Here is a 22299-nt window from a genome sequence, read left to right as displayed (position 1 = left end):
CAGGCCCGCGATGCCTAAGCGATTGCTTCAGGTCCGCGCCGATCGGTCCGAAAAGCCCGATTACGCCCTGGTCGGCATCATCCGGATCCCGGAGCTGGAGACCAGTCCGGCCCGGGCCATCGGCCGCCGCGTCCTGTGGGCGCTGTCGGCGTTGTTCCTGTGCTCGATCGTGGTGTATCTCGATCGGCACGGCTACCGTGACGCCGACGGGACCCCGCTGACCTACCTGGACTGCCTCTACTATTCAGCGGTCAGCCTCTCGACCACCGGTTACGGCGACATCACCCCGCTCAGCGAATCCGCGCGGCTGCTCAACATCATCTTCATCACGCCGCTCCGGGTCCTGTTCCTGATCGTGCTGATCGGCACCACGCTCGAGGTGCTCACCGAACGGTCCCGGCAGGCCATCAAGATCCAGAACTGGAGGAACCGGGTGCGCAATCACACCGTCGTCGTCGGGTACGGCACCAAGGGCAAGACCGCCACCGCTGCGGTGCTGGCCGACGGCGTCCGCCCGAACGAGATCGTCGTCGTCGACGACGATCAGGCCGCCCTGGACCAGGCCACCTCCGACGGTCTGGTGACCGTCCGCGGCGACGCCACCAAGTCCGACACCCTGCGACTGGCGGGGGTGCAGCATGCGGCCGCGCTGGTGATCGCCGCCAACCGCGACGACACCGCGGTGATGGTCACGCTGACCGCGCGTGAGCTCAATCCGCGCGCGAAGATCGTCGCCTCGATCCGCGAGTCCGAGAACATCCACCTGATGCGCCAGTCCGGGGCCAACTCGGTGGTGGTGTCCTCGGAGACTGCGGGTCGTCTGCTCGGCATCGCCACCATCACCCCGTCGGTGGTCGAGGTGGTCGAGGATCTGCTCAGCCCCGAGGAGGGGTACGCGATCGCAGAACGCGAGGTGGACCCGTCCGAGACGGGCGGTTCGCCGGCGCACACCCGGGATCTGGTGCTCGGCGTGGTACGCGACGGCAAGCTGTACCGGGTCGGTGCGCCGGAGGTGGAGGCCATTGAGGCCGGCGACCGCCTGCTGTACGTCCGGCAGGGCGAGCGGAGCTGACGGTGGCGAGTTTCGAGTTCCGCGAACCGCCGCTGCTGTCGCGGGCGGAGTTCGACCGCGCCGATCACCTGCGCGACGCCGCCGAGCGGCTCGCTGCGGGCTGGGAGACGGCCCGGGTGCTGCTGGTCGATCACGCCGGCCGCTACCCCGTCGACGAACGGGGCGGCCTCCGCTGGGCCGAGGCCGCCGGAGTCGGCGCGCAGCCGCCGGTCGACGCGGTGTTCCTGGGCGTCGTGGGCGACACCGACCTGTGGGCGATGCGCGCCGGTGAACTGGCCGAGCCGGTGAGCGATGCGCGGTTCGGCGCCGCGCTGCTCACCGCCGACGAGGCCGGACTGCTCGCCACCGCGCTGGGCATGCTCAACTGGCATCGCGCTGCCGCGTATTCGCCGTCCGACGGCAGCCTCACCACCGTCGCGCGGGCGGGCTGGGTCCGCCGCCGCGCGGACGGGGCCGAAGAGTATCCGCGCACCGACCCCGCGGTGATCATGGTGGTGCACGACGGCGCCGACCGGATCCTGCTCGGCCGCCAGCACGCCTGGCCGCACCCTCGGTTCTCCACGCTCGCCGGTTTCGTGGAACCGGGCGAGTCCGCCGAACAGTGCGTGATCCGCGAGGTGGCCGAGGAGGCCGGGATCGTCGCGTCCGATCCGCACTATCTCGGGTCGCAGCCGTGGCCGTTCCCGCGGTCGTTGATGCTCGGTTTCGAGGTGGTCGCCGATCCGGCCGAGCCCCTGACCTTCGACGACGGCGAACTGGCCGACGCGCGCTGGTTCACCCGCGACGAGGTGTGCGAGGCACTCGACCGCGACGCGCACTGGGGTGGCGATCCGACCGGCGTCGCCTTGATGCTGCCGCCGAGCGTGTCGATAGCCCGGACGCTGATCACCAGTTGGGCCCTGGCCCGGACGCGAGTCCTAGAATGGCCGGTATGGCCTCTCTGACCGTGTACACCACCTCCTGGTGCCCGTTCTGCGTCCGTCTCAAGCGGAGTCTGACGCTGCAGAACGTCGACTTCACGGAGATCGACGTCGAAGCCGATGCGGACGCCGCCGCGTTCGTCGAGAGCGTGAACGGCGGTGACCGCGTGGTGCCGACGGTGAAGTACGACGACGGGTCCACCCAGACCAATCCGGGCATCGGCGAGGTGCTCGCGAAGCTCGGCCGCTGAACCGCCCTTCGGAGTGTCGCCGGTGCGCCGAAACTGCGGCACATTCCCCTTCTGTCAGTGGTGCGTGAGACCGTGAGGCCATGACCGTTCGAGAGGGTGCCGTTCACCAAGGTGCCGTTCGAGAAGGTGCCGTTCGAGAAGGTGCCGTTCGAGAAGGTGCCCGCCGCGCGCCGAGCACCCCGGGACCCGGTGCGCGTGCCGGGAATCGGGAGCACGGCCCGGCGGTCGACGGGCTCGATCCGCAGCAGCTCGAGGCCGTTCGGGCGCCCCGTGGCCCGGTGTGCGTGCTGGCCGGCGCCGGCACCGGCAAGACCCGGACCATCACCCGCCGGATCGCCGCGCTGATCGAGACCGGCCAGGTGAACCCGAGTCAGGTGCTCGCGGTGACCTTCACCGCCCGGGCGGCCGCGGAGATGCGGGATCGTCTCGCCGTGCTCGGTGTCTCCGTCCCGGGCCGGCAGGTCGCGGCGCTCACCTTCCATGCGGCGGCGCTGCGCCAGCTCCGCTACTTCTGGCCGTCGGTGTTCGGGTCGTCGCACTGGGAACTGATGGACAGCAAATTCCCGATGGTGCGCCGTGCCCTGCGCGATGCCGACGTCGGCAGCGCCGACCGCGAGCTGATCCGGGATCTGGCGGCCGAGATCGAATGGGCGAAGTCGTCGCTGGTGTCTCCGGACCGCTACCCGGATGCGGCACGGGGCCGGGACCTGCCGCTCAACGCCGCCACGGTCGCCGAGGTGTTCCGGGCCTACGAGGACGGGAAGGCCGGGCCCGGGGGCGACCGGCTGCTCGACTTCGAGGATCTCATCGGGTTCACCGCCGAGATCCTGAACTCGGTGCCGGCCGTCGCCGAGGAGTTCCGGTCGCGCTATCGCAGCTTCGTCGTCGACGAGTACCAGGACGTGACCCCCCTCCAGCAGCTGTTGCTGTCCGCGTGGCTGGGCGGGCGCGACGATCTCACCGTCGTGGGCGATGCGAACCAGACCATCTACAGCTTCACCGGGGCCACCCCGGACTACCTGCTGAGCTTCACCCGCACCTACCCGGAGGCGACTCTGGTCCGGCTGGAACGGGACTACCGGTCGACTCCGCAAGTGGTGGCCCTGGCCAACGGCGTGATCGGGCGAACGCGCGGCCGGGCCGCAGGCACCCGGCTGGAGCTGATCGGACAGCGCCCGGACGGACCCGAACCGGTGTTCGCCGAGTATCCCGACGAGACCGCCGAGGTGGTCGGGGTGGTCGCGCAGATCAAGCGGCTGCTGCGTGCCGGGGTCGCGGCCGACGAGATCGCCGTGCTGTACCGGATCAACGTGCAGTCGCAGCCCTACGAGGAGGCGCTGGCCGCGGCTGGGATCGCCTACCGGGTGCGCGGCGACCTCGGCTTCTTCCAGCGACCGCAGGTGGCGGCCGCGTTGCGCAAGCTCGCGTCACTCGCTCAGGGGCCCCCGCCGCCGATGGAGACCGCCGAAGCGATCCGCCGGGCACTGACCCCGCTCGGCTATGGCCAGACCGAGCCGTCCGGCGTCGCGGCCCGCGTCAACTGGCAGCAGATGCGCCGGCTGGTGGAACTGGGCGACGAGGTGCTGGCCGACCGGCCCGGACTGAGTTTCGCCGAGGCCGTCGCGGCCGTGCACGATCGTGCCCGCACCGGCGGCGACGGCGGACGCGGCGTCACGCTGGCGTCGATGCATGCGGCCAAGGGGCTGGAATGGGATGCGGTTCTGCTGACCGGGCTCCACGAGGGCTCGGTGCCGTTGGGGCGGGCCAGCAAGACCGCGGCCGAGGTGGAGGAGGAGCGTCGCCTGCTCTACGTCGGTGTCACTCGCGCCCGCGAACACCTGCACCTCTCGTGGAGTCTGGCCCGGGCGGAGGGCCGCCCGTCGACGCGTCGTCGTTCCCGGTTCCTCGACGGGCTGGTGCCGCAGGCTGAGCGATCGGGCCGGAGCTCGGCGGCGGCCGCCGGCGCGGTGGGCGGCGGGACCGAACCGGCCGCCGGGCCGGACCGCGCGGTGCACGACGCGCTCACCGACTGGCGGGCGGAGTACGCCGCGGACCACGGCATCGCCCCATGGAACGTCTGCAGCGGAAACGCGCTCAAGCAGCTCGCCCGCGGACTCCCGGCGACCGCCGGGGAGTTGCGCCGGGTCAGCGGCATGACTGCCGAGCGCGTCGAGCAGTTCGGCGCCGAGATCCTGGCCGTGATCGCTGCGCACCGCGACTCCGGCGGCGCCCAAGACGGTAAACGCGCAGGTCAAAAATAGATTGTGCTGTCTTCGCGGCGAGCGTAGGGTAGTCGTCGTTGTCCTGTGATCGATCGAGAAAGGAATTGCCTGCCATGAAGAGCGTCTGGCTGTACGCCGCTCATCAGGAAGCCGCCCGCGTACCTGCACCAGCAGCGCGAGCGCGCCAGCGATTCCCCGTGGCCGCCGTCGGCCCTCGATCTCGATCCAGGATCTGAGGCGACACCGGCTCTCCCCCCAGGAGACCAGCCCGGCCACGGCGAATCGCGAGAGCGAATCCCCGAGCCGGGTTTCTTTTTCACACCGCCCCGGGGCTTCGCGACAGACCACACGTCACTTCACGCGAAAGCCCGTTCATGACCATCACCGAATTCACCCCGACCGGATTCCTCACCGAGGGGCCGGCCCCGCAGACCACTGACCGAATAGGCCGGGTGGAACTGCCCTGTCAGAGCAACGACGCCGACCTCTGGTTCGCCGAGGCGCCCGCCGACCTGGAAGCCGCCAAGGCACTGTGCCGAGACTGCCCGCTGCAGCAGCCGTGCCTCGCCGAGGCCGTCGAGCGCGGCGAGCCCTGGGGCGTCTGGGGCGGCGAGATCTTCGCGGGCGGCGTGATCGTCGCCCGCAAGAGGCCGCGCGGGCGTCCACGCAAGAACCCGCTACCCGAGGGAAGCTGAGCCCCGCCGGAGTTCCGGTGGGGCTCAGCCCTTTTCGGTGATGACGTTGGGGGCTGTCTTCGTGTGTGGGCGGGTGGGCCCCGATGGTCGTCTTGCTTAGTCCTCACCACGCGACCTGACGCCAGAAAGCTCGCCATCGTCCAGGCAGGACGCGTGTTTGCGGAGGGCGCTGCGACGACAGTCGGCGTCCCACCCTCACTCGATGCCAGAGGGTGGCGCGTCGTTCTCGGCGTGGGGCCGGTTCTTTTGCTCGTTGAGCCGGTCAAGCCGCTAGGCGCGGAGCGTGTCGAAACGCACCCTGCCGCCGCTCGGCGGGGTCAGTCGGGGAGCCAGTTGCCGTGGAAACCCGGGGGAACGCGCTGCGGGAGGGCGACGGCGGCGACGTCTTCGAGGGTCTGCGCGTCGAGCACGACCAGCCGAGTCGTGTCCTCGGCGAGGTCGGAGACCAGGCCCATCACGAAGCCGTCGCCTTCTGACGCGTCGGGGCTGCGCGGGACGAAGACGAACTCGCCCACCGAGGAGCTCTCGCCGAACGCGCGGACCGTCGCGGCGGATCCGTCGTGTCCGACCCGGATGAGCCGGTCGGAGAACAGGCGGCTCGCGCCGCCGTCTCCGGTGGCGACCATCCAGCCGGTGGAGTGCGCGCGGCCGGTGAAACGCTCGTCGCCGCGCGGGAACTCCACCTCGGTGTCGTCGAGCGGGGTCCGGGAGCAGGTGCCCGCGGCGGGGTCGAGCCGCCACCTCTCCAGGCGCGGGTGCCCCTCGGTCGGGCCGGTCAGGTCCCGGTCGAAGGTGCGCTGGTGCACCACCAGATCCACGACCACGTCGCCGTCGTCGTCGTAGGCGTTGAGCGAGTGGTACACGTAGCACGGATCGACGTCGATCCAGCGCACGTCCTCGTCACGTCCCTCCCGCGGCATGACGCCGACCCGCGCCCGGTAGCCCGGGTCCCACCGGTACGGAAGCCGTCCCGCCGGATTAGCCGGAATACGACGCCCCGTCGCGTGCGGAAGCTGGACCCGCCCGGCGATCGCGCCCAGCGCCAGACGCGCCAGCGGGCGCAGCGGACGGGCGACGGTCAGCGCTGCGGCCTGTCGCGGATCGAAGACCACCGGCAGGTCGTAGATCACCACCGACGACGCCGTCAGCGAGAACGAGTGCATCATCGGGCTGCCGCCGACGGTGATGTCGACCTCCCGCCGCGCCCGGCCGTCCCGGCCGATCACCGTGTAGCGGACCCGGTCGCCGAGCCCGAAGTGGTAGCTGATCGCGTGCAGTTCGCCGGTCTCCGGGTCTTCCAGCGGGTGTGCGGTGAAGCCGCTGCGGACGGTGCCGCCGAAGTCGCAGACGTCGACGGTGTCGAGTTCGGTGGACAGCTCCTGGCAGGCGAGACCGGCCTCGACCAGCGCGAGGGTGCGTCCGCCGAAGCCGATGACGTTGGTGTTGGCGCCCGGGCCGTGCACGAACGACCGGCCGGCATCCGACGGCGCGGACCGGGGGACACCCCGGGCGGCCAGGGCCGCCGCGGTGACCGGCGAGTCGACCCAGCGATTCCGGTACCAGCGCGCGCGGCCGCCGTCCAGCGCGATGCCGTGGACCATGCCGTCGCCGGTGAACCAGTTGTAGGTGTCCGGGTCGAGGTCGGCGACCGGATTCGGGCCGTTGCGCAGGTAGCGGCCGCTGAGCTGGTCGGGCAGGACGCCGGTCACCGGCAGGTCGAACTCGGTGAGCTCGCTGCGGACCGGAGTGAACTCGCCGGAGAGGAACAGATTGGATCCGGTGGCGGTCATGGCGGTGAGCTCCTTCACTCGGCGGATATAACTACGTTATAGGCGCTATCATAACGTCGTTATGGGAGAGCGCAAGGGGAGTCCGCCACCCGGCGGCGACGGCGAGGGTACGGTGCCGGACCCGATCGCGCCGAGATCGGCGACGACGGACGCGGTGCGGGAGCGGTTGATCGACGAGGCCTACCGCATGATCACCGCCGACGGCGCGGGTGCGGTGACTGTGCGCAGACTGGCTGCGGCGGCGGGGGTCTCGACCATGGCCGTCTACACGCGCTTCGGCAGTGTCGGCGCGGTCACCGGAGCGGTCTGCGAGCGGGGATTCGACGAGTTCGCCGACCTCATGGAGTCGGTGAGCCGGAGCGACGATCCGGTGGCCGACCTCCAGCTGCTGGGCCTGACCTACCTGGCCTTCGCCACGGCGCACCCGCACCTGTACACGCTGATGTTCCAGTACACCTCGCCCGACTGGGACGCGGCGCGCCGCAGCGACCTGATGTCCGCGGGCCGGCCCACCGACTCGCCGGCCGGCCGGCGTGCCTTCGCGGCGATGATGCGCGCGCTCGAGCGCGTCGGCGGCGCGGACGCGAGGGGCGATGCCGGCGGAGTCGGCGCGGCGACGCCGGCCGAACACCTGCTACAGGCGGGGGAGACGTGGAGCGCGGTGCACGGCCTGGCGATGCTCTCGATCGCCGGGCACCTGCGGGGCGCGCATGACGCAGTCGCGGAATCGCTGCTGGTCACCCTCGCCGTCGGACACGGCGCCGACCGCGTGGCGGCGCAGGCTTCACTCGCCGCGGCGCAGCGCCGGCTGGCCGCGACCGAGGCGGCGATCAGTCCTGGAGACCGGGCACCCAGCGGTACATGATCGCCCGGTACGGCGCCTCCGCATCGAGCTGAGCGGCGATCCCGACGCAGCCGAGGAGTACCCGGAAGACCATCACGTACTCCTTGGGCAGGTTCATGTGCCGGGAGGTCTTGTAGACGTCACCGGACAGGTCCGTGGCCTTGCCGGCGGCGCGCTGCAGCCACTTGCGCGTGAAGTGGAACGAGTCGGAGTAGAGCGGGTCGACATACGGCTGCAAGTACTTGGCGAGGTCTTCGGCGGTCACCTTGCTCGCATACTGCGGGCGGATGAAGTGGTGCTTCACCAGGACCTCGCGGAGCTCGTCGTAGCGCTGGTCGCGGGCCAGCGCCAGGATCGGCCCCGTCTGCGGCGGCAGACCGTTCGGATAGCGGCCGATCGCGCCGAAGTCGAGAACGCCGAACCGGCCGTCGTCGAGCACGAAGAAGTTGCCCGGATGCGGATCTCCGTGCAGGAGTCCCACGCGGGCCGGCGAACTGAACTCGAAGGTGGTCATCTTGGTGGCGGCATCGTTGCGCTGCGCGCGGGTGCCGTCGGTGATGATCTTGCTCAGCCGGGTGCCGTCGATCCACTCGGACACGACCACCTTCGGTGCGCTGGCGACGATCTTCGGGACGACGAAGTCGGGGTCGCCGTCGAAGGCCGCGGCGAAGGCGCGCTGGTTGTCGGCCTCGCCGAGATAGTCCAGTTCGTCCTCGGTGCGGTCGATGAGCTCGTCGATCATCGCTTTCGCGTCGGTGCCGGGGGAGAGCTTCTGGATCAGGCCCGACATGCGGCTCAGCGTCTTGAGGTCGGCCTTGAGCGCGTGATCGGCACCCGGATACTGCACCTTGACCGCCACCGCACGGCCGTCGGACCAGACGCCCTTGTGGACCTGACCGATGCTGGCCGAGGCGGCGGGCTCGTCGTCGAACTCGGTGAAGCGCTGGCGCCAGCGCGTGCCGAGCTGCTGGTCGAGCACTGAGTGCACGGTCTTGGCCGGCATCGGCGGCGCCTCGGCCTGCAGCTTGGTGAGCGCCTCGCGGAACGGCTCCCCGTACTCCTCCGGGATCGCGGCCTCCATGATCGAGAGCGCCTGACCGACCTTCATCGCGCCGCCCTTGAGCTCGCCGAGGACGGCGAACAGTTGCTCGGCGGTCTTCTCCATCAGCTCAGCGCTGACCTCGTCCTTGCTCTTACCGGTCAGCCGCTTGCCGAAGCCGGCCGCTGCTCGTCCGGCCATGCCGAGCGGAAGCGCCGCCAGCTTGGCGTTGCGGCGTCCCGCCCCCCGTGTGATGTCGCTCAAAGCAGTCCTTTCGCCTGTCCTGAGGATAGAGGACGGCGCCGCGACGCGAATGTCCGCGACAGGGACAGTCCGGATGCGGGGGTGCGTCGACCAGGGAAGTTCCCGCGGGACGGGAGTGAACCCGCAGCTGGCGGTCGACGGTCTGCGGCGGTGCGCCGTGCGGGTCGGACAGACGCGCCGCCAGTCCCTGGATCTCCGCGGCGGCGAGGGCCGCGGTCACCGCGGTGGTCTCCGGGTCGGCGTCTCCGGTCACTGAGACGAGCCGTGCGGCCAGCACGGGCCACTCCGGATCGAGCGCGGCGCGGTGCAGGTCGGCGCATTGCAGACAACTCGTCAGTCCCGGGAGCACCAGCGGCCCGATCAGGCCGGCGCCGTCGGCCAGCCCCACCGGCAGATGGGGTGTGCGCGCCGCCATCAGCGCGAGGCGGACCGCCGGATCGACCAGGGGGCGGTCGGTGAGAACCATCAGGTTGCAGTCCAGCCGCCGGTGCATCGCCGACGCCCGGAGGCGGTCACCCATGACCGGGATGCCCGCTGAGCGCAGGCTCTCGGTGAGCAGCCGGGTCAGGACCCCGCCGCCGTGGATCCGCACGCGCAGCGGACTGCGTGCGGCCTTCGGGTCGCGCGCCTTGCCCGCATCGAGGAGTTTGCGCACCAGGCCGGAGAACGAGTCGGCGGTCAGACCGGCTGCGCGCACGCGTCCGCCGAGCTCGGCGCGGGTGATCGGGCGGCGCAGCTCGTCGAGAAGCCGGGCGACCGCGCTCGGGATCGCGGGCGGTTCCAGGTGCAGGATCAGCGCCGACGCCGGATCCCAGCCGATGTGCAGGCTGCCGTCGGTGCGGGCGAGCACCGGGGTGCCCGCGGCGAGGACCGGCAGCGGAACGTGCGGATCGATGGCCCCCATGGGCCTACGGTGCCACCGCTCGGGCAGGCCGTCGAGCATGGTTTCCACAGGGTGTGGACAACTCTGCTAGTGCGGTCGACGCCAGCGTGCCGTCGACCAGGGCGCGTACGACGACCGGAGGCCGAATGACGATCACGCTGCCCACCCACCGCGCACTGACGGCGACGGTGTTCTTCGTGAACTTCCGCGTCGCCCTGGACATGTCGCTGGTGAACATCGCGCTGCCCTCGATACGGAGCGATCTGGGGTTCACCGAGAGCGGGCTGCAGTGTCTGGGCGGGCACCGGATCGGCCGGCGTAACGCGTCGGCGCTGGTGTCCGGAATCGTCAATTCCGCACGCCAGCTCGGCGGCACCATCGGGCTCGCGGTGCTCGTGACGCTGGCCAGCACGTTCGACGCGCCGCGCGACGGCTACCGCATGGGCTTCGCCGTGGGCGCGGTGTTCCTGGTCGTCGGGAGTCTGGCGGCGTGGGCGATCCTGTCCGACCGGGACTCCGTGGAGCGGGCCGGCACGCCACGGCCGTAGCAGGCGTCAGGCGTCGTCGCCGCGCTGCCTGCGCTCCTCTTCGATGGTGCGTTCCAGCTCGGCCATCGGATCGTCGAACGTCCCGGTGCCGCCGCCGATCACCCGGTCGATGAAGCCGGCCGGGTGGTCCAGGTCGTCGCCGTCGGGCAGCAGGTCCGGATGCGCCCACACGCCGTCACGGGTCGCTACGTCGGACGCCTCGCCCAGCTGACGCCACAGGTCCGCCGCCTCCCGCAGCTTGCGGGGGCGCAGATCCAGGCCGATCAGGGTCGCGAACGTCTGCTCGGCCGGACCGCCCGAGGCACGACGACGGCGCATGGTCTCGGCGAGGGCCGCGGTCGACGGGATCCGCTCGCCGAGCGCCGCAGACACCACGTGCTCCACCCAGCCCTCGATCAGGGCCAGGAGCGTCTCCAGGCGATTGAGCGCGGCCTGCTGCTCCGGGCTGGTCTGCGGTTCGAACGCGGCCGCCTGACCCATCAACTCCTCGAGCTTGGACGGATCGCCGAGCAGTTCCTGCGGATCGATGCCGCCGCCCAGTTGCTCCAGACCGCTCATGTCCATCCGGATCCCGCGGGCGTACTCCTCGACGGTCGACAGCAGCCGCTGGCGCAGCCAGCCGACACCGGAGAACAGGCGCTGGTGGGCGGCTTCGCGGGCAGCGAGGAAGACCACGATCTCCTGCCCGGGCAGATCCAGGCCCTCGGCGAACTTGGCGATCGCCTCCGGCAGCAGGGCTCCGGTGCCCTGCGGCGCCAGCGGCAGGCCGATGTCGGTGGAGGTGAGGACACCGGTCGCGAGGTGACCAAGACCCTGGCCCAGCTGTGTGCCGAACATCATTCCGCCGAGCCCGGACATCATGCCGAGCATCGGTCCGGCCATCGCCTTGGCCTCTTCGGGGAGGCTGTCTTGCCAGCCGTTGGAGAGCGACGCGGCGATCGGGTCGCACAGCGCCTTCCACGTCGGCAGCGTCTGCTCGAGCCAGTCCACCGGCGTCCACGCATGGGTGGCGGTGAGCCCGGTCGGCAGCGTCGTCTGTTCGTCGAGCCACAGTTCGGCCAGCCGCACGGCGTCGGCGACGGCCTTCTCCTCGGTCGCCAGCATCGGGCGGAAGTCGCCGATCTGCTGGCGGGCCAGGGCCACCGCGGTGTCGTAGTTCACCGGGCCGGAACCGGCCGACCCGGGCGCGCCCATGCCGGAGAACATCTGGCCGAGCTGGGTGAACATCTGACCGAGCATCGACGGGTCGAATCCGGCGCCGCCGAGCGCGGCCGGGTCGAATCCGCCGGGGCCGAACGGTCCGGCGGACCCGAAGGGGCCCGCGCCCGCTCCGGACGGCTGGTCCCGCGACGGGCCCGACGGTTGCTGCCGATCCTGCGGATCGCCGTCGCGGCGCTTGTCGTCGTCCCGGCCGTCTGACGAGGAGAAACCGAAGGGCAAGTCACTCATGCCACCACGGTACCCGCCTGCGGCGTCGGTTACCCTGAGCGGAATGAGCCTCACCCCAGCAGCCCGGCGGCTGATCACCCTCGGCGTCGCCGCGGTCGTCGTCGTGGCCTTTGTGCTGATCGGCACGTTCGCCCGCATCCCGTACGTCGCGCTCAGCCCGGGACCCACCGTCAACACCCTCGGCGAGATGGACGGCAAGCCGGTCGTCACCGTCGCCGGCGGGGTCGACGAGGACCCGACCGGTCACCTCAACCTGACCACCGTCTCGCTCACCGACGGGATCACCCTGTTCCAGGGCATCGGCATGTGGTTCTCCGGGAACTACCAGCTGCAGCCCCGCGAGCTGTACTTCCCGAAGGGCAAGACCAACGAGGAGGTCCGGCAGGAGAACACCCGCCAGATGGCGGGGTCGGAGGACTCGGCGACCGGTGCGGCGCTGACCTATCTCCAGCGGCCGACCGCGGTCGGGATCGGACCGATCGCCGACAACAGCCCCGCCAAGGGCAAACTCGAGGTGAACGACGTCCTGATGGCGGTCGACGGCACCCCGGTGAAGACCGCCGCAGAGGTGCAGGAGCAGATCCGGGCGAAGAAGCCGGGGGAGACCGTCTCGCTCAGGGTCAACAGGTCGGGCGAGGAGCGGACCGTCGAGGTGACCCTCGCCGCGCGGCCCGACGACCCGGCGGCCGGGTATCTGGGCGTGACCCCGAAAGTGGTCAGCGCCGACCCGAACATCCAGATCACGTACAACGTCGGCGACATCGGCGGCCCGTCGGCCGGTCTCATGCTCACCCTCGCGGTGATCGATCATCTGACGCCGGGAGATCTGACCGGCGGCAAGTTCATCGCCGGGACCGGGACGATCGTGCCCGAGGGCGAGGTGGGGGCGATCGGCGGCATCACGCACAAACTGCGCGCCGCCAAGGACGCCGGTGCGGTCGCCTTCCTGGTTCCCGCGCCCAACTGCCAGGAGGCGCTCGGCGACGCGCCCGACGGGCTGGAACTGATCAAGGTCGGCGACGTCGGCGAGGCCGTCGACGCGCTCGAAGCGCTCGACTCGGGGAAGCCGCGCCCGCACTGCTGACGATCGGGGCGTTTCGACGCGTTCTCGCCTGGCGGCTCGATCGGCTGGGCGAGCGGGCGAGATGTTCGACGGGCTCGCGCAGTCAGTCGGCGTCGTCGAACGTCGCCGCGAGAGCGTCGAGCAGTTCCGGCGCCAGATCCGCGTGCGTGCGCAGGTGGTGCGCCGTGGCCGGGTCGTCGTCCTCGGCCGGTTCGACGTCGAGCAGCGCCAGCCGCGAGCCGGTGCGCAGCGCCCCCGCGATCAGGCGCGCCCGTCGTCGTGCGCCGGCGGCATCGTCCGGCGGCACGACGGTGATCTCGGTGACCAGAGCGCAGCCGGCCACCGCGTCCGGCCAGCTCAGCGTGGCCAGCAGGGTCTCGGTGTCGGCGTAGGGATCCTCCGGGTCCTGCAGGACCGGAGAGAGCGCGGAGTCGTCGTCGCCGTCGACCAGCTCCGGTGCCTGCGCGGCGAGCAGCGCGGTCGGCGCGAGCCCGAACAACAGGTCCGGCGACCCCCACGGGAGGTCCTTGGCGTAGGCGGCGCATTGGGCGAGGGCGTTGCCGAGATCGGCCTGGGAGAAGCTCACAACTCCATTGTGGCGTGTGACCGTTCTGGGCGAATCAGTAAGGTGGAGGCGAACCTGTCTTCATCAACCCCCGTTTGGAGCCAATAACGTGGTGGGTACCCGCGGTCCGGTCGGTCGACCGACGCTGACTCGTAGAACCAAGATCCTCATCGCGGTGGCGGTGGTGCTGCTGCTCCTGTTGCTGATCGGGCCGCGAGTCGTCGCGCTGTGGACCGATCTGCTCTGGTACTCCGACCTGGGCTATTCGACGGTCATGTCGACGATGATCCTGACCAGGCTGGTGGTGTTCCTGATCGCCGGACTCGTGGTCGGGGCGATCGTGTTCGCGGCGATCTACGCCGCCTACCGGTACCGGCCGCAGCACCTGCTGCTGACCGACCCGAACGATCCGCTCGCCAAGTACCGCGAGTCGGTCGGGCGACGGCCGCGGCTGACCGCGCTGGTGCCGGCGATCCTGGTCGGGCTGATGGCCGGACTGGTCGCGCAGGCGTCCTGGGCGACGGTGCAGACGTTCTTGCACGGCGAGTCGTTCGGCGTCAACGATCCGCAGTTCAACATGGACATCGGCTTCTACGCGTTCACGCTGCCGTTCGTCCGGCTCATCCTGGACCTGCTCTTCCTGGCGCTCGGAGTGGCCTTCGTCGCCAATCTCCTGACCCAGTACGTGTTCGGCGGACTGCGGCTGGGTGGCAACGGCAGGCGCGGATCGTTCAGCGGCCCGGCCCGGATCCAGCTCGCCGTGATCGCCGGCCTGTTCGTGCTGGCCAAGGCAGTCGCGTACTGGTTCGACCGGTACGACCTGCTGACCGGTGACCGCCGCGGCGACATCTTCACCGGTGCCACCTACACCGACATCAACTACGTGCTGCCGTCGAAGCTGATCCTGATGGTGATCGCGATCGTCTGTGCGCTCGCCTTCTTCTCGGCGATCTTCCTGCGCGATCTGCGGATCCCGGCGCTCAGCGCGGTGCTGCTGCTGCTGTCGGCGCTGGTGATCGGAGTGGCCTGGCCGGCCGCGATGGAGCAGTTCTCGGTCAAGCCGAGCGCCGCGGACAAGGAACGGGAGTTCATCCAGCGGAACATCACCGCGACCCGGGACGCCTACCGGATACGCCCGGACCAGGACATCACCTACGAGAATTGGGACCGCACGCCCGCCGAACCGGCGAAGGTCAACTCCGACGTCGCGACGCTGAGCAACATCCGGATCCTGGATCCGAACGTGCTCGATCGCGCGTTCCGGCAGCGTCAGGCGTTGCGCAATGTCTACGGTTTCCCGGCGCAGCTCTCGGTGGACCGCTACGAGATCGAGGGGAACCAGCGCGACTTCCTGGTCGCCGCCCGCGAGCTCGACCCCACCCGCCTCGGTGAGAACCAGACCAACTGGATCAACAAGCACACCGTGTTCACCCACGGCAACGGCTTCGTCGCCGCCCAGGCCAACAAGGTGATCAACGAGGGCGGCTCGGAGGCCGAGCGCGGCGGCGTGCCCGAGTTCATCGTCGCCGACGTGAACACCGTGAAGGCGGCGCAGGAGGCCGGGCGGCGCGCGCCGTTCGGAGTCACCCAGCCGCGCATCTACTTCGGCGAGTTGATCGCCAGTTCCACTCCGGACTACGCAATCGTCGGTTCCACCGAGGGCGACCGCGAGTACGACGGCGGTGAGGGAACGCAGTACACCTACACGGCCGATTCCGGTGTGTCCCTGAGCAATTGGGGCATCAAGCTGCTGTACGCGATCAAGTACGGCGAGCGGAACTTCCTGCTGTCGAACGCGCTCAACGAGAACTCGCGCATCCTCTACAACCGGGATCCGCGGGACCGCGTCAAGAAGGCGGCGCCCTGGCTGACCGTCGACTCCAAGACCTACCCGGCGGTGATGGCCGACGGGTCCATCAAGTGGATCGTCGACGGCTACACGACGCTGCCGAAGTACCCGTACGCGCAGCGGACCTCGCTGCAGGACGCGACCGCGGACTCGCGGCAGGCCAACAGCGGCACCACCGGCCGGGCCCAGGTGAACGAGGAGGTCTCCTACGTCCGGAACTCGGTCAAGGCCACCGTGGACGCCTACACCGGCGAGGTGACCCTGTATCAGGCCGACGACACCGATCCGGTGCTCAAGACCTGGATGAAGGTGTTCCCGGGCACCGTGCAGCCCAAGTCGGCGCTGGACGCGCAGCCGGATCTGCGCTCGCACCTGCGCTACCCGGAGGATCTGTTCAAGATCCAGCGTTCGCTGCTGACGCGCTATCACGTCGGCGACGCGTCGACCTTCTTCCGCGCCGACAACTTCTGGTCGGTGCCGGCGGATCCGGCGTCGGATCAGGACGGTGAGCAGCGCCAGCCGCCGTACTACTTCACCGCGTCGGCGCCGAATCGGCAGAATCTCGCGCAGTTCCAGCTGACGGGTTCGCTGAACTTCCTGAACCGGCCGAACCTGGCCGGCTACATGACGGCGAACTCCGACCCGGAGGGCTACGGGCGGCTGACGCTCAAGACCCTGCCGACCGACACCTCGACGGTCGGTCCGACGCAGGCCGGTGAGACCATGCGCGCCGAGCCTCGCGTCCAGGAGCAGACCAAGCTGCTGGAGAACACTCGGGTGACGTACGGCAACCTGCTGGCCCTGCCGGTGGGCGGGAACGGACTGCTCTACGTGCAGCCGATCTACACCGAAGCGGCCACCGGCGACGCGGCCATGCCCAAGCTGGCGCGTGTGCTGACCTATTACAACGCCGTCGCGGGGGAGAACGGCGCCACGGTCGGCATCTCGACGACGCTCGCCGGTGCGCTCAATCAGGTCGGCATCAACCCGGCCGCGGTGACTCCCGCGGTCAATGCCGACCCCGACGACCCGGATGCGGAGAAGGACTCCGAACAGGACGAGGCCACGCCCGGTACTCCGGGGCAGCAGCAGTCCAGCCCGGAACGTGATGCGGCGGTCAAGCGCCTGGGCACCGCACTCGCCGGCGTCCGCGAGGCGCAGACCAGCGGAGATCTGGGCCAGCTCGGCGACGCGCTGAAGGAACTCGACGAGGCGATCGCCGAGTACGAGCGGACCGGCAACTAGGAGGTTTCCGGGCCGGTCCCGGGGCGTAGAGGCCCGGACCGGCCCGCCCGCTCCAGCACGACGGCGCGGGTCCTGCCGCGAAGGCGGTCAGGGCCCGCGCCGTCCTCTGCGGGGGCCGTCAGGCGTCGATGACGCCGTACCCCGAAAGCGACTGTGTCGGCTGCGCACTCGTCCGTCGCTGGGGGGTGAGCCCCTGGTCCGGCCCGCTCTGGTCAGTGGCCGAAGTGCTCCTTGTAGTGCCGGAGCTCGGTCTCGCTGTGGTCCGGCAGCATCGGTGAGTGGTGGAGACTGCGGGTGAGTCGCGTGTAGATGGCCACCGTGATAGTCAGCAGCGCCAGCGCGGTGATCCCGTACGCGATGTTGAGCGGCTTGTTGTCGGGCAGCTGGGCCAGCGTGTACAGCCACAGTGCGGAGAAGCATCCGCCGACCATCAGGGTCGTGAACGCGACCATCGCCATCGGGTGCCAGCCGCTCTTCTCGCGGGTCGAATGATGGGGCATGTCGTCCTCCTTCGTCGTCGTCGGGCATCGCCGAGTCTACGCCAGGCGTGATTCTCGTCACATGAGTTCGCGACGTGTCGGTCGAGCACCTGCCCGAGCGCTGACGGCCGCCGCCGCTCGACGTCGTTTCGCATCCCTCGAATCCGCTGGTGGGGGCGGTCTCGGCCGGGTTTCCGGTGTCGTCGATCACCTTGTCCCGTAACCGATTTGCATAGCGCGTTCAGACGTGTGTAACTTAGTCCTTGCAACGCGGGGTGGAGCAGCTCGGTAGCTCGCTGGGCTCATAACCCAGAGGTCGTAGGTTCAAATCCTGCCCCCGCTACCACACGAAGAAGACCCGCATCGATACTCGGTGCGGGTCTTCTCGCATCGTGCGGCACGCTGGGAGTTCGCTGCTGCGAGTTTCGACTGGCGGGGCTTCAGGCCTGCGAGGTGTCGCGACCTGGGTCTGTCGCTTCGGCGGCCGACGTCGCCGCCGAGCCCTGAGCGACGGCCAGCAGCCGCAGGAGCAGTCGGGAGTATCCGAACACTCCGCGCGCGACGAAGATCGCCAGCCGATCGCGGGTGATGCCGGTCAACGGCGGCAACTCCATCTCGAACTTCGCGACCGAGTCCGCTGCCCGGGCGTAGACCAGTGCGGTGTCCAGGTCCGGGGCGAGGCCCCAGCCCGCCATCTGCTGCAGTTCGGCGTCGAGGGCATCGAGTGCGTCGGCGGTGCCGGCACGCCAGCTCATGGCCGCCACGATGTCCGACGCCGCGACGCCGGCGATCTCGCTGCCGGTGACCCCGGCGCCTGGGGTCGCGGCATCGGATGATCGTGCGTCCTCGGTTCCGGTGGACACCGGGCCGAGGACAGCGGACTGGACCACTCCCATCAGTCTCGCGGGAGGCAGCCCGGGATCGTCCACGGCGGATACCACCGCGCGTACCTGCTCCACCGGCAGGCCGACCACGTGGCGCAGGGTGTGGATCAGCTGCGCCCGCTCGAGGTGGGAGTCGTCGTAGACGGCAGTGGTGGCGTTGCGCTTGACGCCGGGGTGGAGCAGACCCTCGCGCAGCCAGTACTTGACGGTCGACGGCGGGGTGCCGGTGCGGCGGCACAGTTCCTGAAGCTTCATTGTTCTCCCGAGGGCGAGTGCGGGGCCACCGCGGTCGGATAGCGCGTTCGGCGTCCACTATCCACGGTGACTACTAATGGATAGTGCCACTATCTTTTCGGACATGACCGTCACCGTCCTCGCCTCCGCGGCCGTCGTCCTGCTGGTCGCCCGCCTCGCCCTCTTCATTCACCTCCATCTGGTCCGTCCGGATCTCAGTCCGCGTGAGCGCACCGTCAGCGACCTCGGCACCGGGAGCTCGCGCACGGAGTTCACGGTGATGGGTCTGCTCACCGCGGCCGCCTACGTTCTCGTGCTCGTCGCCTGTGTGCTGCAGGGGGTCGGGCCCGCCGTCCCGCTGCTGGCTCTCGCGATCGGTGCCGCGGCGATGCTCGTCATGCTGTGCTTTCCCGCCGATCTGACCGGGCGCACCCGCACGGCGACCGGGACCGTCCACTGGCTGCTCGCCGTCGTCCAGTTCACCGGGCTCTATGTGGCGATGGTGAACCTCGACCTGACTCCGGTGCTGCCGGCCGAGGCGGTGGGGATCATGCGCTGGGTGGTCCGGGTCAGCTTCTATGCCTTCCTTGCCGCCCTGGTGCTGCCCAAGCTTCGGCGTCGCTGGATCGGCGTCACCGAGCGGGTCTTCCTCACTGTCACTCCGCTGTGGTTCGTCGTCGTCGGCGCAGCACTCGCCGTGTCCTGAACGCGACGGCTACTGTCGGCGCCGACGGGCAGGGGCGGCGCTGGGCGCGGCGGCTCGATAACGGACGACGGCGGGCGCGCGGCACCGAGGTCGACGCGGAGCCGCCGTCCGCTGCTCTGGGTCGACGGGCCGGTCGGGGCCGCGACTGAGCCCATGATGTTGACATTGCTTACTTGGCTTTCTATCCTCGTGTTATCGGCGTAAACATCGAGGCCGAGCCGGGTCCGCGGGATCCCCGGGCCCGCCGGCCGTTTGTTCCCGATCCCACTCAACCGTCCAGCAGTTGCCGGCCGACGTCCCCCTCACAGTCCGGGGAGTGGTACGCACCAATGCGACGATCTCCGGTGGCACTCTGCACTCCGGGCTGGGCCAGCTGTCCCGGCTCCGGGCGATGCGGCGTGCCGCCGACGCGCGCACACGTCTGGAGCCCCGACCGGATGGCCGGCGCGTCCGCGCCACGCTCGGTCTGCCGCGCCGGGATCGAGTCACCCGAAGCTGGCTGTTGCCCATTCCGACCATCGATCCCGAGGTGGTGAAGCGCTCGGCCGCGTCTCGCTCGGACTACGGCCGGACTTCCGCTACTCGCATTTCGCCGGGCTCGGCAACCCCGCGCTGGTGATCGGAGCCGTTCTCGGCTTCGTCGCCGCCCTCGTCTTGGTGCAGGTGCCGCCGGCCCGGCGCGCGATCGGCCGTCGCATCCCGCAGGGGGAGGGGCCGTCGCAAGCGCGGCGTGACCGCACCTGGTTCACCGTCGACTTCGTCGGAGAGGGCGGTGGCAGGCAGATCCACACGCGGGTCGGCGGCGGAGATCCGGGCTATACGGATACCGCCAAGATGCTCGCCGAGTCGGCGCTCAGCCTCGCCTTCGACGACAACCCGCCGACGGCGGGGCAGGTCACCACGGCTGCCGCGATGGGCGAGAACCTGGTGCGCAGGCTGGTCGCCGCAGGCCTCTCGTTCGAGGTCGTCGACGACGCGCCGGGGAGTCGGTCGTGACGCCCGCCAGCAGTGCACCGATCGTTCTCGTCTCGCCGGCGATGGCCGTCGGCTCTGGCTACTACCGTCCCCTTGTGGACGAGTTCGACCACCCCGTGGCCGACGGCGTGGTCTCGGTCGGCGGCGCGGTCCCCTGGTTCCGGCACTTCGCGTACGGGGGCATCCCGATTGCTGTACTGGCCGGGGTCGTCGTGCCGACCACCACGGCGCAGCCCGGATACCTCCCGAAGCCCGCGTTCGGGGGTCCCGGCGCGCGTACGTTCATGCGCGAATGGGCGCGCATGGTGCTGACGGGACGGCCGCCGTTCCGGGTCGAGAAGCCGATCGGCACCCGGGCGCTGATCGTCAGCCTCGGGCACGACAGCCTCTCCCCGAAGCGGGCCGTCGACCGTCTCGCGCGGCTGTTCGCTCCGGAGTCGGTCACGCGCTGGCACTACGCGACCGATCAGGTCACCGCCGGGGAGTCGAACGACCACGTCGGGTGGGTGCGCACCCCGTGGGCCGTCGTCGACCGCACGATCACGTGGTGGTCGGCCGAACGCGAATCCGTGTCCGAAACGCCTGCAACCGCGTCGGGCAGTTCCGCACGCCGGCCGTCAGACTGACGCGCGTCCAGAAGACCGGGTGCCCGGCGCTACTGACAGGGCCGCGGGAACTCCCGGTCCGATGCGCCGATCAGGGGAGCGGTGTGCCCTGGTGGCGAACGAGGCGCCACCGGCCGTCGGTGAGACGCCACAGTGACGACCGCCGCGCCGTGTGCAGCCCACGGCGCGAGACCCAGTTCACCAGCACGACGTCGTCGGTGATGTGCTGCGCCTTCAGGTCCTCCATCTGGAGGGGCGCGCGGCTGCTGTTGGATTTGCCGGAGATGGCCTCGATCAGATCGTCGCGATGCCAGACGCGTCCGGTGGCGCCGATCTCGGCGAAGTCGTCGGACAGGATCTCGTCGAGACGCGCTCGGTCACGCCGGCACTCAGGTGTCTGCAGTTCGCGTTCCAGGGCGAGGACGGCCTCGAGCGTGGGGGCGGTGCTCCCGGTCATGCGTCTGCTCCCTCGGTACGACGACGAGTCACCTCCCACAGTAATGGTCGATGACCCCGGGGTGCGGTCGGTGAGTCGGCGCTCGCGTGGGAGAACCGTCGTCGGCTCGTGATACGAATGTGGGGTGCATCACGATTCTCTGCTGCGTCGGGTTCGCCGCGCGGCCGCCGTCGGCCTCGCTCTGGTGGTGGCGGCGGGACTGACCGTCCCGGCGGCCGGCGCCGCGCCCGAACTCCGATGTGAGCGTCCCGGTGAGCGGGCGGCACCGGCCACGGTGAACGTCGATCCGGTGCGCCTGTCGGCGGCCCTGGACTATGGCATGCAAACCGGCGCGGGCGTCGTCCAGGTGTACCGGCACGGTTGCCTGATCGGCGAGCGGCGGATCGTCGGCGACCGGCAGCTGCCGGTGTTCAGCGCCAGCAAGAGCGTGGCGGCGCTGGTGGTCGGCCGGGCCGTCGCGATGGGGCACCTCCGCGTCGACGACCGACTCGGCGCCTTCTTCCCGCGGGCCGACGCCGCACACCGGGCGCTCACCGTGAAGCAGCTCCTGACCCAGACCACGGGCTTGAAGTACGACGTCGTGGCCGATGCGCGCGGTTCGGTCACCGACGCGGTTCGCACGGCGCTGGAGACTCCGGTGGTCTCGCGACCGGGAACGGTGTTCCACTACGCGCAGTCGCCCTTGGCTCTCCTGGCGGAGATCGTCCGGCGCGCCACCGGCAGCGACTTCGTCGATTTCGCCGCGCGGGAACTGTTCGGCGAGATCGGGATCGACCGGTCGGCGTGGTCGTGGCGACGGGACGCCCGCGGCACCCCGATGATCGCCGGCGGACTGTCCCTGCGCCCGGACGACCTCGCCCGGTTCGGCCGCCTGTTGCAGGCCCGCGGGACCTACGCGGGCGCCCGCCTGATCGATCCGGCCTTCCTCGACGAGGCGGTCCGGGGCACCGCGGCCAACCCGGGCTACGGATACACCTTCTGGTCCAACCGCGGGAGCCGGCACGTCAACACCTCGGGCACGGCCGTGAACCATCCGGTGTGGAACGGCTCGCCGCGCGACACCTATGCGATGTCCGGGGCGTTCGGGCAGTTCCTCGTGGTGATGCCCAGTCGCGGCCTCACGATCGTCCGGATGGGGATTCCGACCGATGCCAGCGCCGTCGAAGAGCCCGCATCGATTCTGGCGGGGTCGTCGAACCCGCAGTTCAAGGAGTTGTTCCGGCGCGTCGCCGCGACGCCGACGGGGCCGTAGCATCCGGT

At 70.2% G+C, this 22299-nt stretch carries 22 protein-coding genes and 1 tRNA gene; 15 read left to right on the top strand and 8 right to left on the bottom strand.

The window, feature by feature from the left end; translation table 11 throughout:
* Positions 1-10 precede the first annotated feature (10 nt).
* The 5 genes from C6V83_RS15415 to C6V83_RS15395 all read left to right on the top strand — a co-directional run bounded on the left by C6V83_RS15415 (position 11) and on the right by C6V83_RS15395 (position 5160).
* A complete protein-coding gene (locus C6V83_RS15415) occupies positions 11-1072 on the top strand; it encodes a potassium channel family protein (RefSeq protein WP_105943132.1) in 1062 nt (353 codons plus the stop codon).
* A 2-nt stretch (positions 1073-1074) separates the two neighbouring features.
* Complete coding sequence (nudC, locus tag C6V83_RS15410; protein ID WP_105943131.1) at positions 1075-2016, top strand: NAD(+) diphosphatase; 942 nt, start codon at positions 1075-1077, stop codon at positions 2014-2016.
* Complete coding sequence (locus C6V83_RS15405) at positions 1995-2243, top strand: mycoredoxin (protein WP_105943130.1); 249 nt, start codon at positions 1995-1997, stop codon at positions 2241-2243. The genes nudC and C6V83_RS15405 overlap by 22 nt, the downstream gene beginning before the upstream one ends.
* Before the next feature lie 80 nt (positions 2244-2323).
* The gene (locus tag C6V83_RS15400; protein ID WP_105943129.1) at positions 2324-4504 is read left to right on the top strand and encodes an ATP-dependent helicase; all 2181 of its coding nucleotides are present in this window, start codon (positions 2324-2326) and stop codon (positions 4502-4504) included.
* 335 nt (positions 4505-4839) lie between these two features.
* Positions 4840-5160, top strand: a complete 321-nt coding sequence (locus C6V83_RS15395) for a WhiB family transcriptional regulator (protein WP_105943128.1) — start codon at positions 4840-4842, stop codon at positions 5158-5160.
* Positions 5161-5477: 317 nt separating this feature from the next.
* Here C6V83_RS15395 and C6V83_RS15390 read toward each other — a convergent pair whose 3' ends face one another.
* A complete protein-coding gene (locus C6V83_RS15390; RefSeq protein ID WP_105944005.1) occupies positions 5478-6950 on the bottom strand; it encodes a carotenoid oxygenase family protein in 1473 nt (490 codons plus the stop codon).
* Positions 6951-7011: 61 nt separating this feature from the next.
* On the opposite strand from C6V83_RS15390, the gene C6V83_RS15385 reads away from it, so the two are divergent.
* Entirely contained in the window at positions 7012-7815 is an 804-nt protein-coding gene (locus C6V83_RS15385) for a TetR/AcrR family transcriptional regulator (protein WP_105943127.1), read from the top strand.
* Here the strand turns inward: C6V83_RS15385 and C6V83_RS15380 are convergent.
* Together C6V83_RS15380 and C6V83_RS15375 are read right to left on the bottom strand one after the other, a co-directional pair.
* Complete coding sequence (locus C6V83_RS15380; protein ID WP_105943126.1) at positions 7781-9097, bottom strand: ABC1 kinase family protein; 1317 nt, start codon at positions 9095-9097, stop codon at positions 7781-7783. The genes C6V83_RS15385 and C6V83_RS15380 overlap by 35 nt on opposite strands.
* On the bottom strand, positions 8988-10001 hold the full coding sequence (locus C6V83_RS15375; protein ID WP_105943125.1) for a hypothetical protein: 1014 nt from the start codon (positions 9999-10001) through the stop codon (positions 8988-8990). Before C6V83_RS15375 ends, C6V83_RS15380 begins: the two co-directional genes overlap by 110 nt.
* 125 nt (positions 10002-10126) lie before the next feature.
* On the opposite strand from C6V83_RS15375, the gene C6V83_RS19035 reads away from it, so the two are divergent.
* Positions 10127-10528, top strand: coding sequence for an MFS transporter (locus C6V83_RS19035; RefSeq protein ID WP_199832538.1), 402 nt, complete (start codon positions 10127-10129; stop codon positions 10526-10528).
* A gap of 6 nt (positions 10529-10534) precedes the next feature.
* Here C6V83_RS19035 and C6V83_RS15365 read toward each other — a convergent pair whose 3' ends face one another.
* Complete coding sequence (locus tag C6V83_RS15365) at positions 10535-11977, bottom strand: zinc-dependent metalloprotease (RefSeq protein WP_105943124.1); 1443 nt, start codon at positions 11975-11977, stop codon at positions 10535-10537.
* A gap of 43 nt (positions 11978-12020) precedes the next feature.
* Between C6V83_RS15365 and C6V83_RS15360 the strand changes: the two genes are divergently transcribed.
* Positions 12021-13061: a YlbL family protein gene (locus C6V83_RS15360; protein WP_105943123.1), complete on the top strand. Its 1041-nt coding sequence runs from the start codon at positions 12021-12023 to the stop codon at positions 13059-13061.
* Between the two features lie 82 nt (positions 13062-13143).
* Here C6V83_RS15360 and C6V83_RS15355 read toward each other — a convergent pair whose 3' ends face one another.
* Positions 13144-13626 carry a PPA1309 family protein gene (locus C6V83_RS15355; RefSeq protein ID WP_105943122.1) on the bottom strand — a complete coding sequence of 161 codons (483 nt, stop codon included), beginning with the start codon at positions 13624-13626 and terminating at the stop codon, positions 13144-13146.
* An 88-nt stretch (positions 13627-13714) separates the two neighbouring features.
* On the opposite strand from C6V83_RS15355, the gene C6V83_RS15350 reads away from it, so the two are divergent.
* Positions 13715-16699 carry a UPF0182 family protein gene (locus C6V83_RS15350; protein WP_407646178.1) on the top strand — a complete coding sequence of 995 codons (2985 nt, stop codon included), beginning with the start codon at positions 13715-13717 and terminating at the stop codon, positions 16697-16699.
* Positions 16700-16911: 212 nt separating this feature from the next.
* On the opposite strand, the gene C6V83_RS15345 is transcribed toward C6V83_RS15350, so the two are convergent.
* A complete protein-coding gene (locus tag C6V83_RS15345) occupies positions 16912-17199 on the bottom strand; it encodes a hypothetical protein (protein ID WP_105943121.1) in 288 nt (95 codons plus the stop codon).
* Between the two features lie 248 nt (positions 17200-17447).
* Between C6V83_RS15345 and C6V83_RS15340 the strand changes: the two genes are divergently transcribed.
* A tRNA-Met gene (locus C6V83_RS15340) sits at positions 17448-17524 on the top strand.
* 94 nt (positions 17525-17618) lie between these two features.
* On the opposite strand, the gene C6V83_RS15335 is transcribed toward C6V83_RS15340, so the two are convergent.
* On the bottom strand, positions 17619-18317 hold the full coding sequence (locus tag C6V83_RS15335; protein WP_105943120.1) for a MerR family transcriptional regulator: 699 nt from the start codon (positions 18315-18317) through the stop codon (positions 17619-17621).
* 103 nt (positions 18318-18420) lie between these two features.
* Between C6V83_RS15335 and C6V83_RS15330 the strand changes: the two genes are divergently transcribed.
* The 4 genes from C6V83_RS15330 (at position 18421) to C6V83_RS15320 (ending at position 20603) form a co-directional block, all read left to right on the top strand.
* Complete coding sequence (locus tag C6V83_RS15330; RefSeq protein WP_159067533.1) at positions 18421-19002, top strand: DUF998 domain-containing protein; 582 nt, start codon at positions 18421-18423, stop codon at positions 19000-19002.
* Positions 19003-19318: 316 nt separating this feature from the next.
* A complete protein-coding gene (locus C6V83_RS18565; RefSeq protein WP_199832537.1) occupies positions 19319-19621 on the top strand; it encodes a hypothetical protein in 303 nt (100 codons plus the stop codon).
* Positions 19618-19998 carry a saccharopine dehydrogenase family protein gene (locus C6V83_RS18560; protein WP_199832536.1) on the top strand — a complete coding sequence of 127 codons (381 nt, stop codon included), beginning with the start codon at positions 19618-19620 and terminating at the stop codon, positions 19996-19998. Before C6V83_RS18565 ends, C6V83_RS18560 begins: the two co-directional genes overlap by 4 nt.
* Before the next feature lie 74 nt (positions 19999-20072).
* Complete coding sequence (locus C6V83_RS15320) at positions 20073-20603, top strand: hypothetical protein (protein ID WP_199832535.1); 531 nt, start codon at positions 20073-20075, stop codon at positions 20601-20603.
* Positions 20604-20673: 70 nt separating this feature from the next.
* Here C6V83_RS15320 and C6V83_RS15315 read toward each other — a convergent pair whose 3' ends face one another.
* Positions 20674-21039: a nuclear transport factor 2 family protein gene (locus C6V83_RS15315; RefSeq protein WP_105943118.1), complete on the bottom strand. Its 366-nt coding sequence runs from the start codon at positions 21037-21039 to the stop codon at positions 20674-20676.
* Positions 21040-21163: 124 nt separating this feature from the next.
* Here C6V83_RS15315 and C6V83_RS15310 point away from each other — a divergent pair, with 124 nt between their 5' ends.
* Positions 21164-22291 (top strand): serine hydrolase domain-containing protein, encoded by a 1128-nt coding sequence (locus tag C6V83_RS15310; RefSeq protein ID WP_105943117.1) that lies wholly within the window; start codon positions 21164-21166, stop codon positions 22289-22291.
* The last annotated feature ends 8 nt before the right edge of the window (positions 22292-22299 follow it).

Origin of the sequence: Gordonia iterans (assembly GCF_002993285.1) — a bacterium.
Taxonomy (GTDB): Bacteria; Actinomycetota; Actinomycetes; order Mycobacteriales; family Mycobacteriaceae; genus Gordonia; species Gordonia iterans.
This window is presented reverse-complemented; position numbering and strand designations above follow the sequence as displayed.

Coding starts and splice junctions, on each gene's coding strand:
- C6V83_RS15415 (WP_105943132.1), top strand. CDS start 11: ATGCCTAAGCGATTGCTTCAGGTCCGCGCCGATCGGTCCGAAAAGCCC.
- C6V83_RS15405 (WP_105943130.1), top strand. CDS start 1,995: ATGGCCGGTATGGCCTCTCTGACCGTGTACACCACCTCCTGGTGCCCG.
- C6V83_RS15400 (WP_105943129.1), top strand. CDS start 2,324: ATGACCGTTCGAGAGGGTGCCGTTCACCAAGGTGCCGTTCGAGAAGGT.
- C6V83_RS15395 (WP_105943128.1), top strand. CDS start 4,840: ATGACCATCACCGAATTCACCCCGACCGGATTCCTCACCGAGGGGCCG.
- C6V83_RS15390 (WP_105944005.1), bottom strand. CDS start 6,950: ATGACCGCCACCGGATCCAATCTGTTCCTCTCCGGCGAGTTCACTCCG.
- C6V83_RS15385 (WP_105943127.1), top strand. CDS start 7,012: ATGGGAGAGCGCAAGGGGAGTCCGCCACCCGGCGGCGACGGCGAGGGT.
- C6V83_RS15375 (WP_105943125.1), bottom strand. CDS start 10,001: ATGGGGGCCATCGATCCGCACGTTCCGCTGCCGGTCCTCGCCGCGGGC.
- C6V83_RS19035 (WP_199832538.1), top strand. CDS start 10,127: ATGACGATCACGCTGCCCACCCACCGCGCACTGACGGCGACGGTGTTC.
- C6V83_RS15365 (WP_105943124.1), bottom strand. CDS start 11,977: ATGAGTGACTTGCCCTTCGGTTTCTCCTCGTCAGACGGCCGGGACGAC.
- C6V83_RS15360 (WP_105943123.1), top strand. CDS start 12,021: ATGAGCCTCACCCCAGCAGCCCGGCGGCTGATCACCCTCGGCGTCGCC.
- C6V83_RS15345 (WP_105943121.1), bottom strand. CDS start 17,199: ATGCCCCATCATTCGACCCGCGAGAAGAGCGGCTGGCACCCGATGGCG.
- C6V83_RS15335 (WP_105943120.1), bottom strand. CDS start 18,317: ATGAAGCTTCAGGAACTGTGCCGCCGCACCGGCACCCCGCCGTCGACC.
- C6V83_RS15330 (WP_159067533.1), top strand. CDS start 18,421: ATGACCGTCACCGTCCTCGCCTCCGCGGCCGTCGTCCTGCTGGTCGCC.
- C6V83_RS15315 (WP_105943118.1), bottom strand. CDS start 21,039: ATGACCGGGAGCACCGCCCCCACGCTCGAGGCCGTCCTCGCCCTGGAA.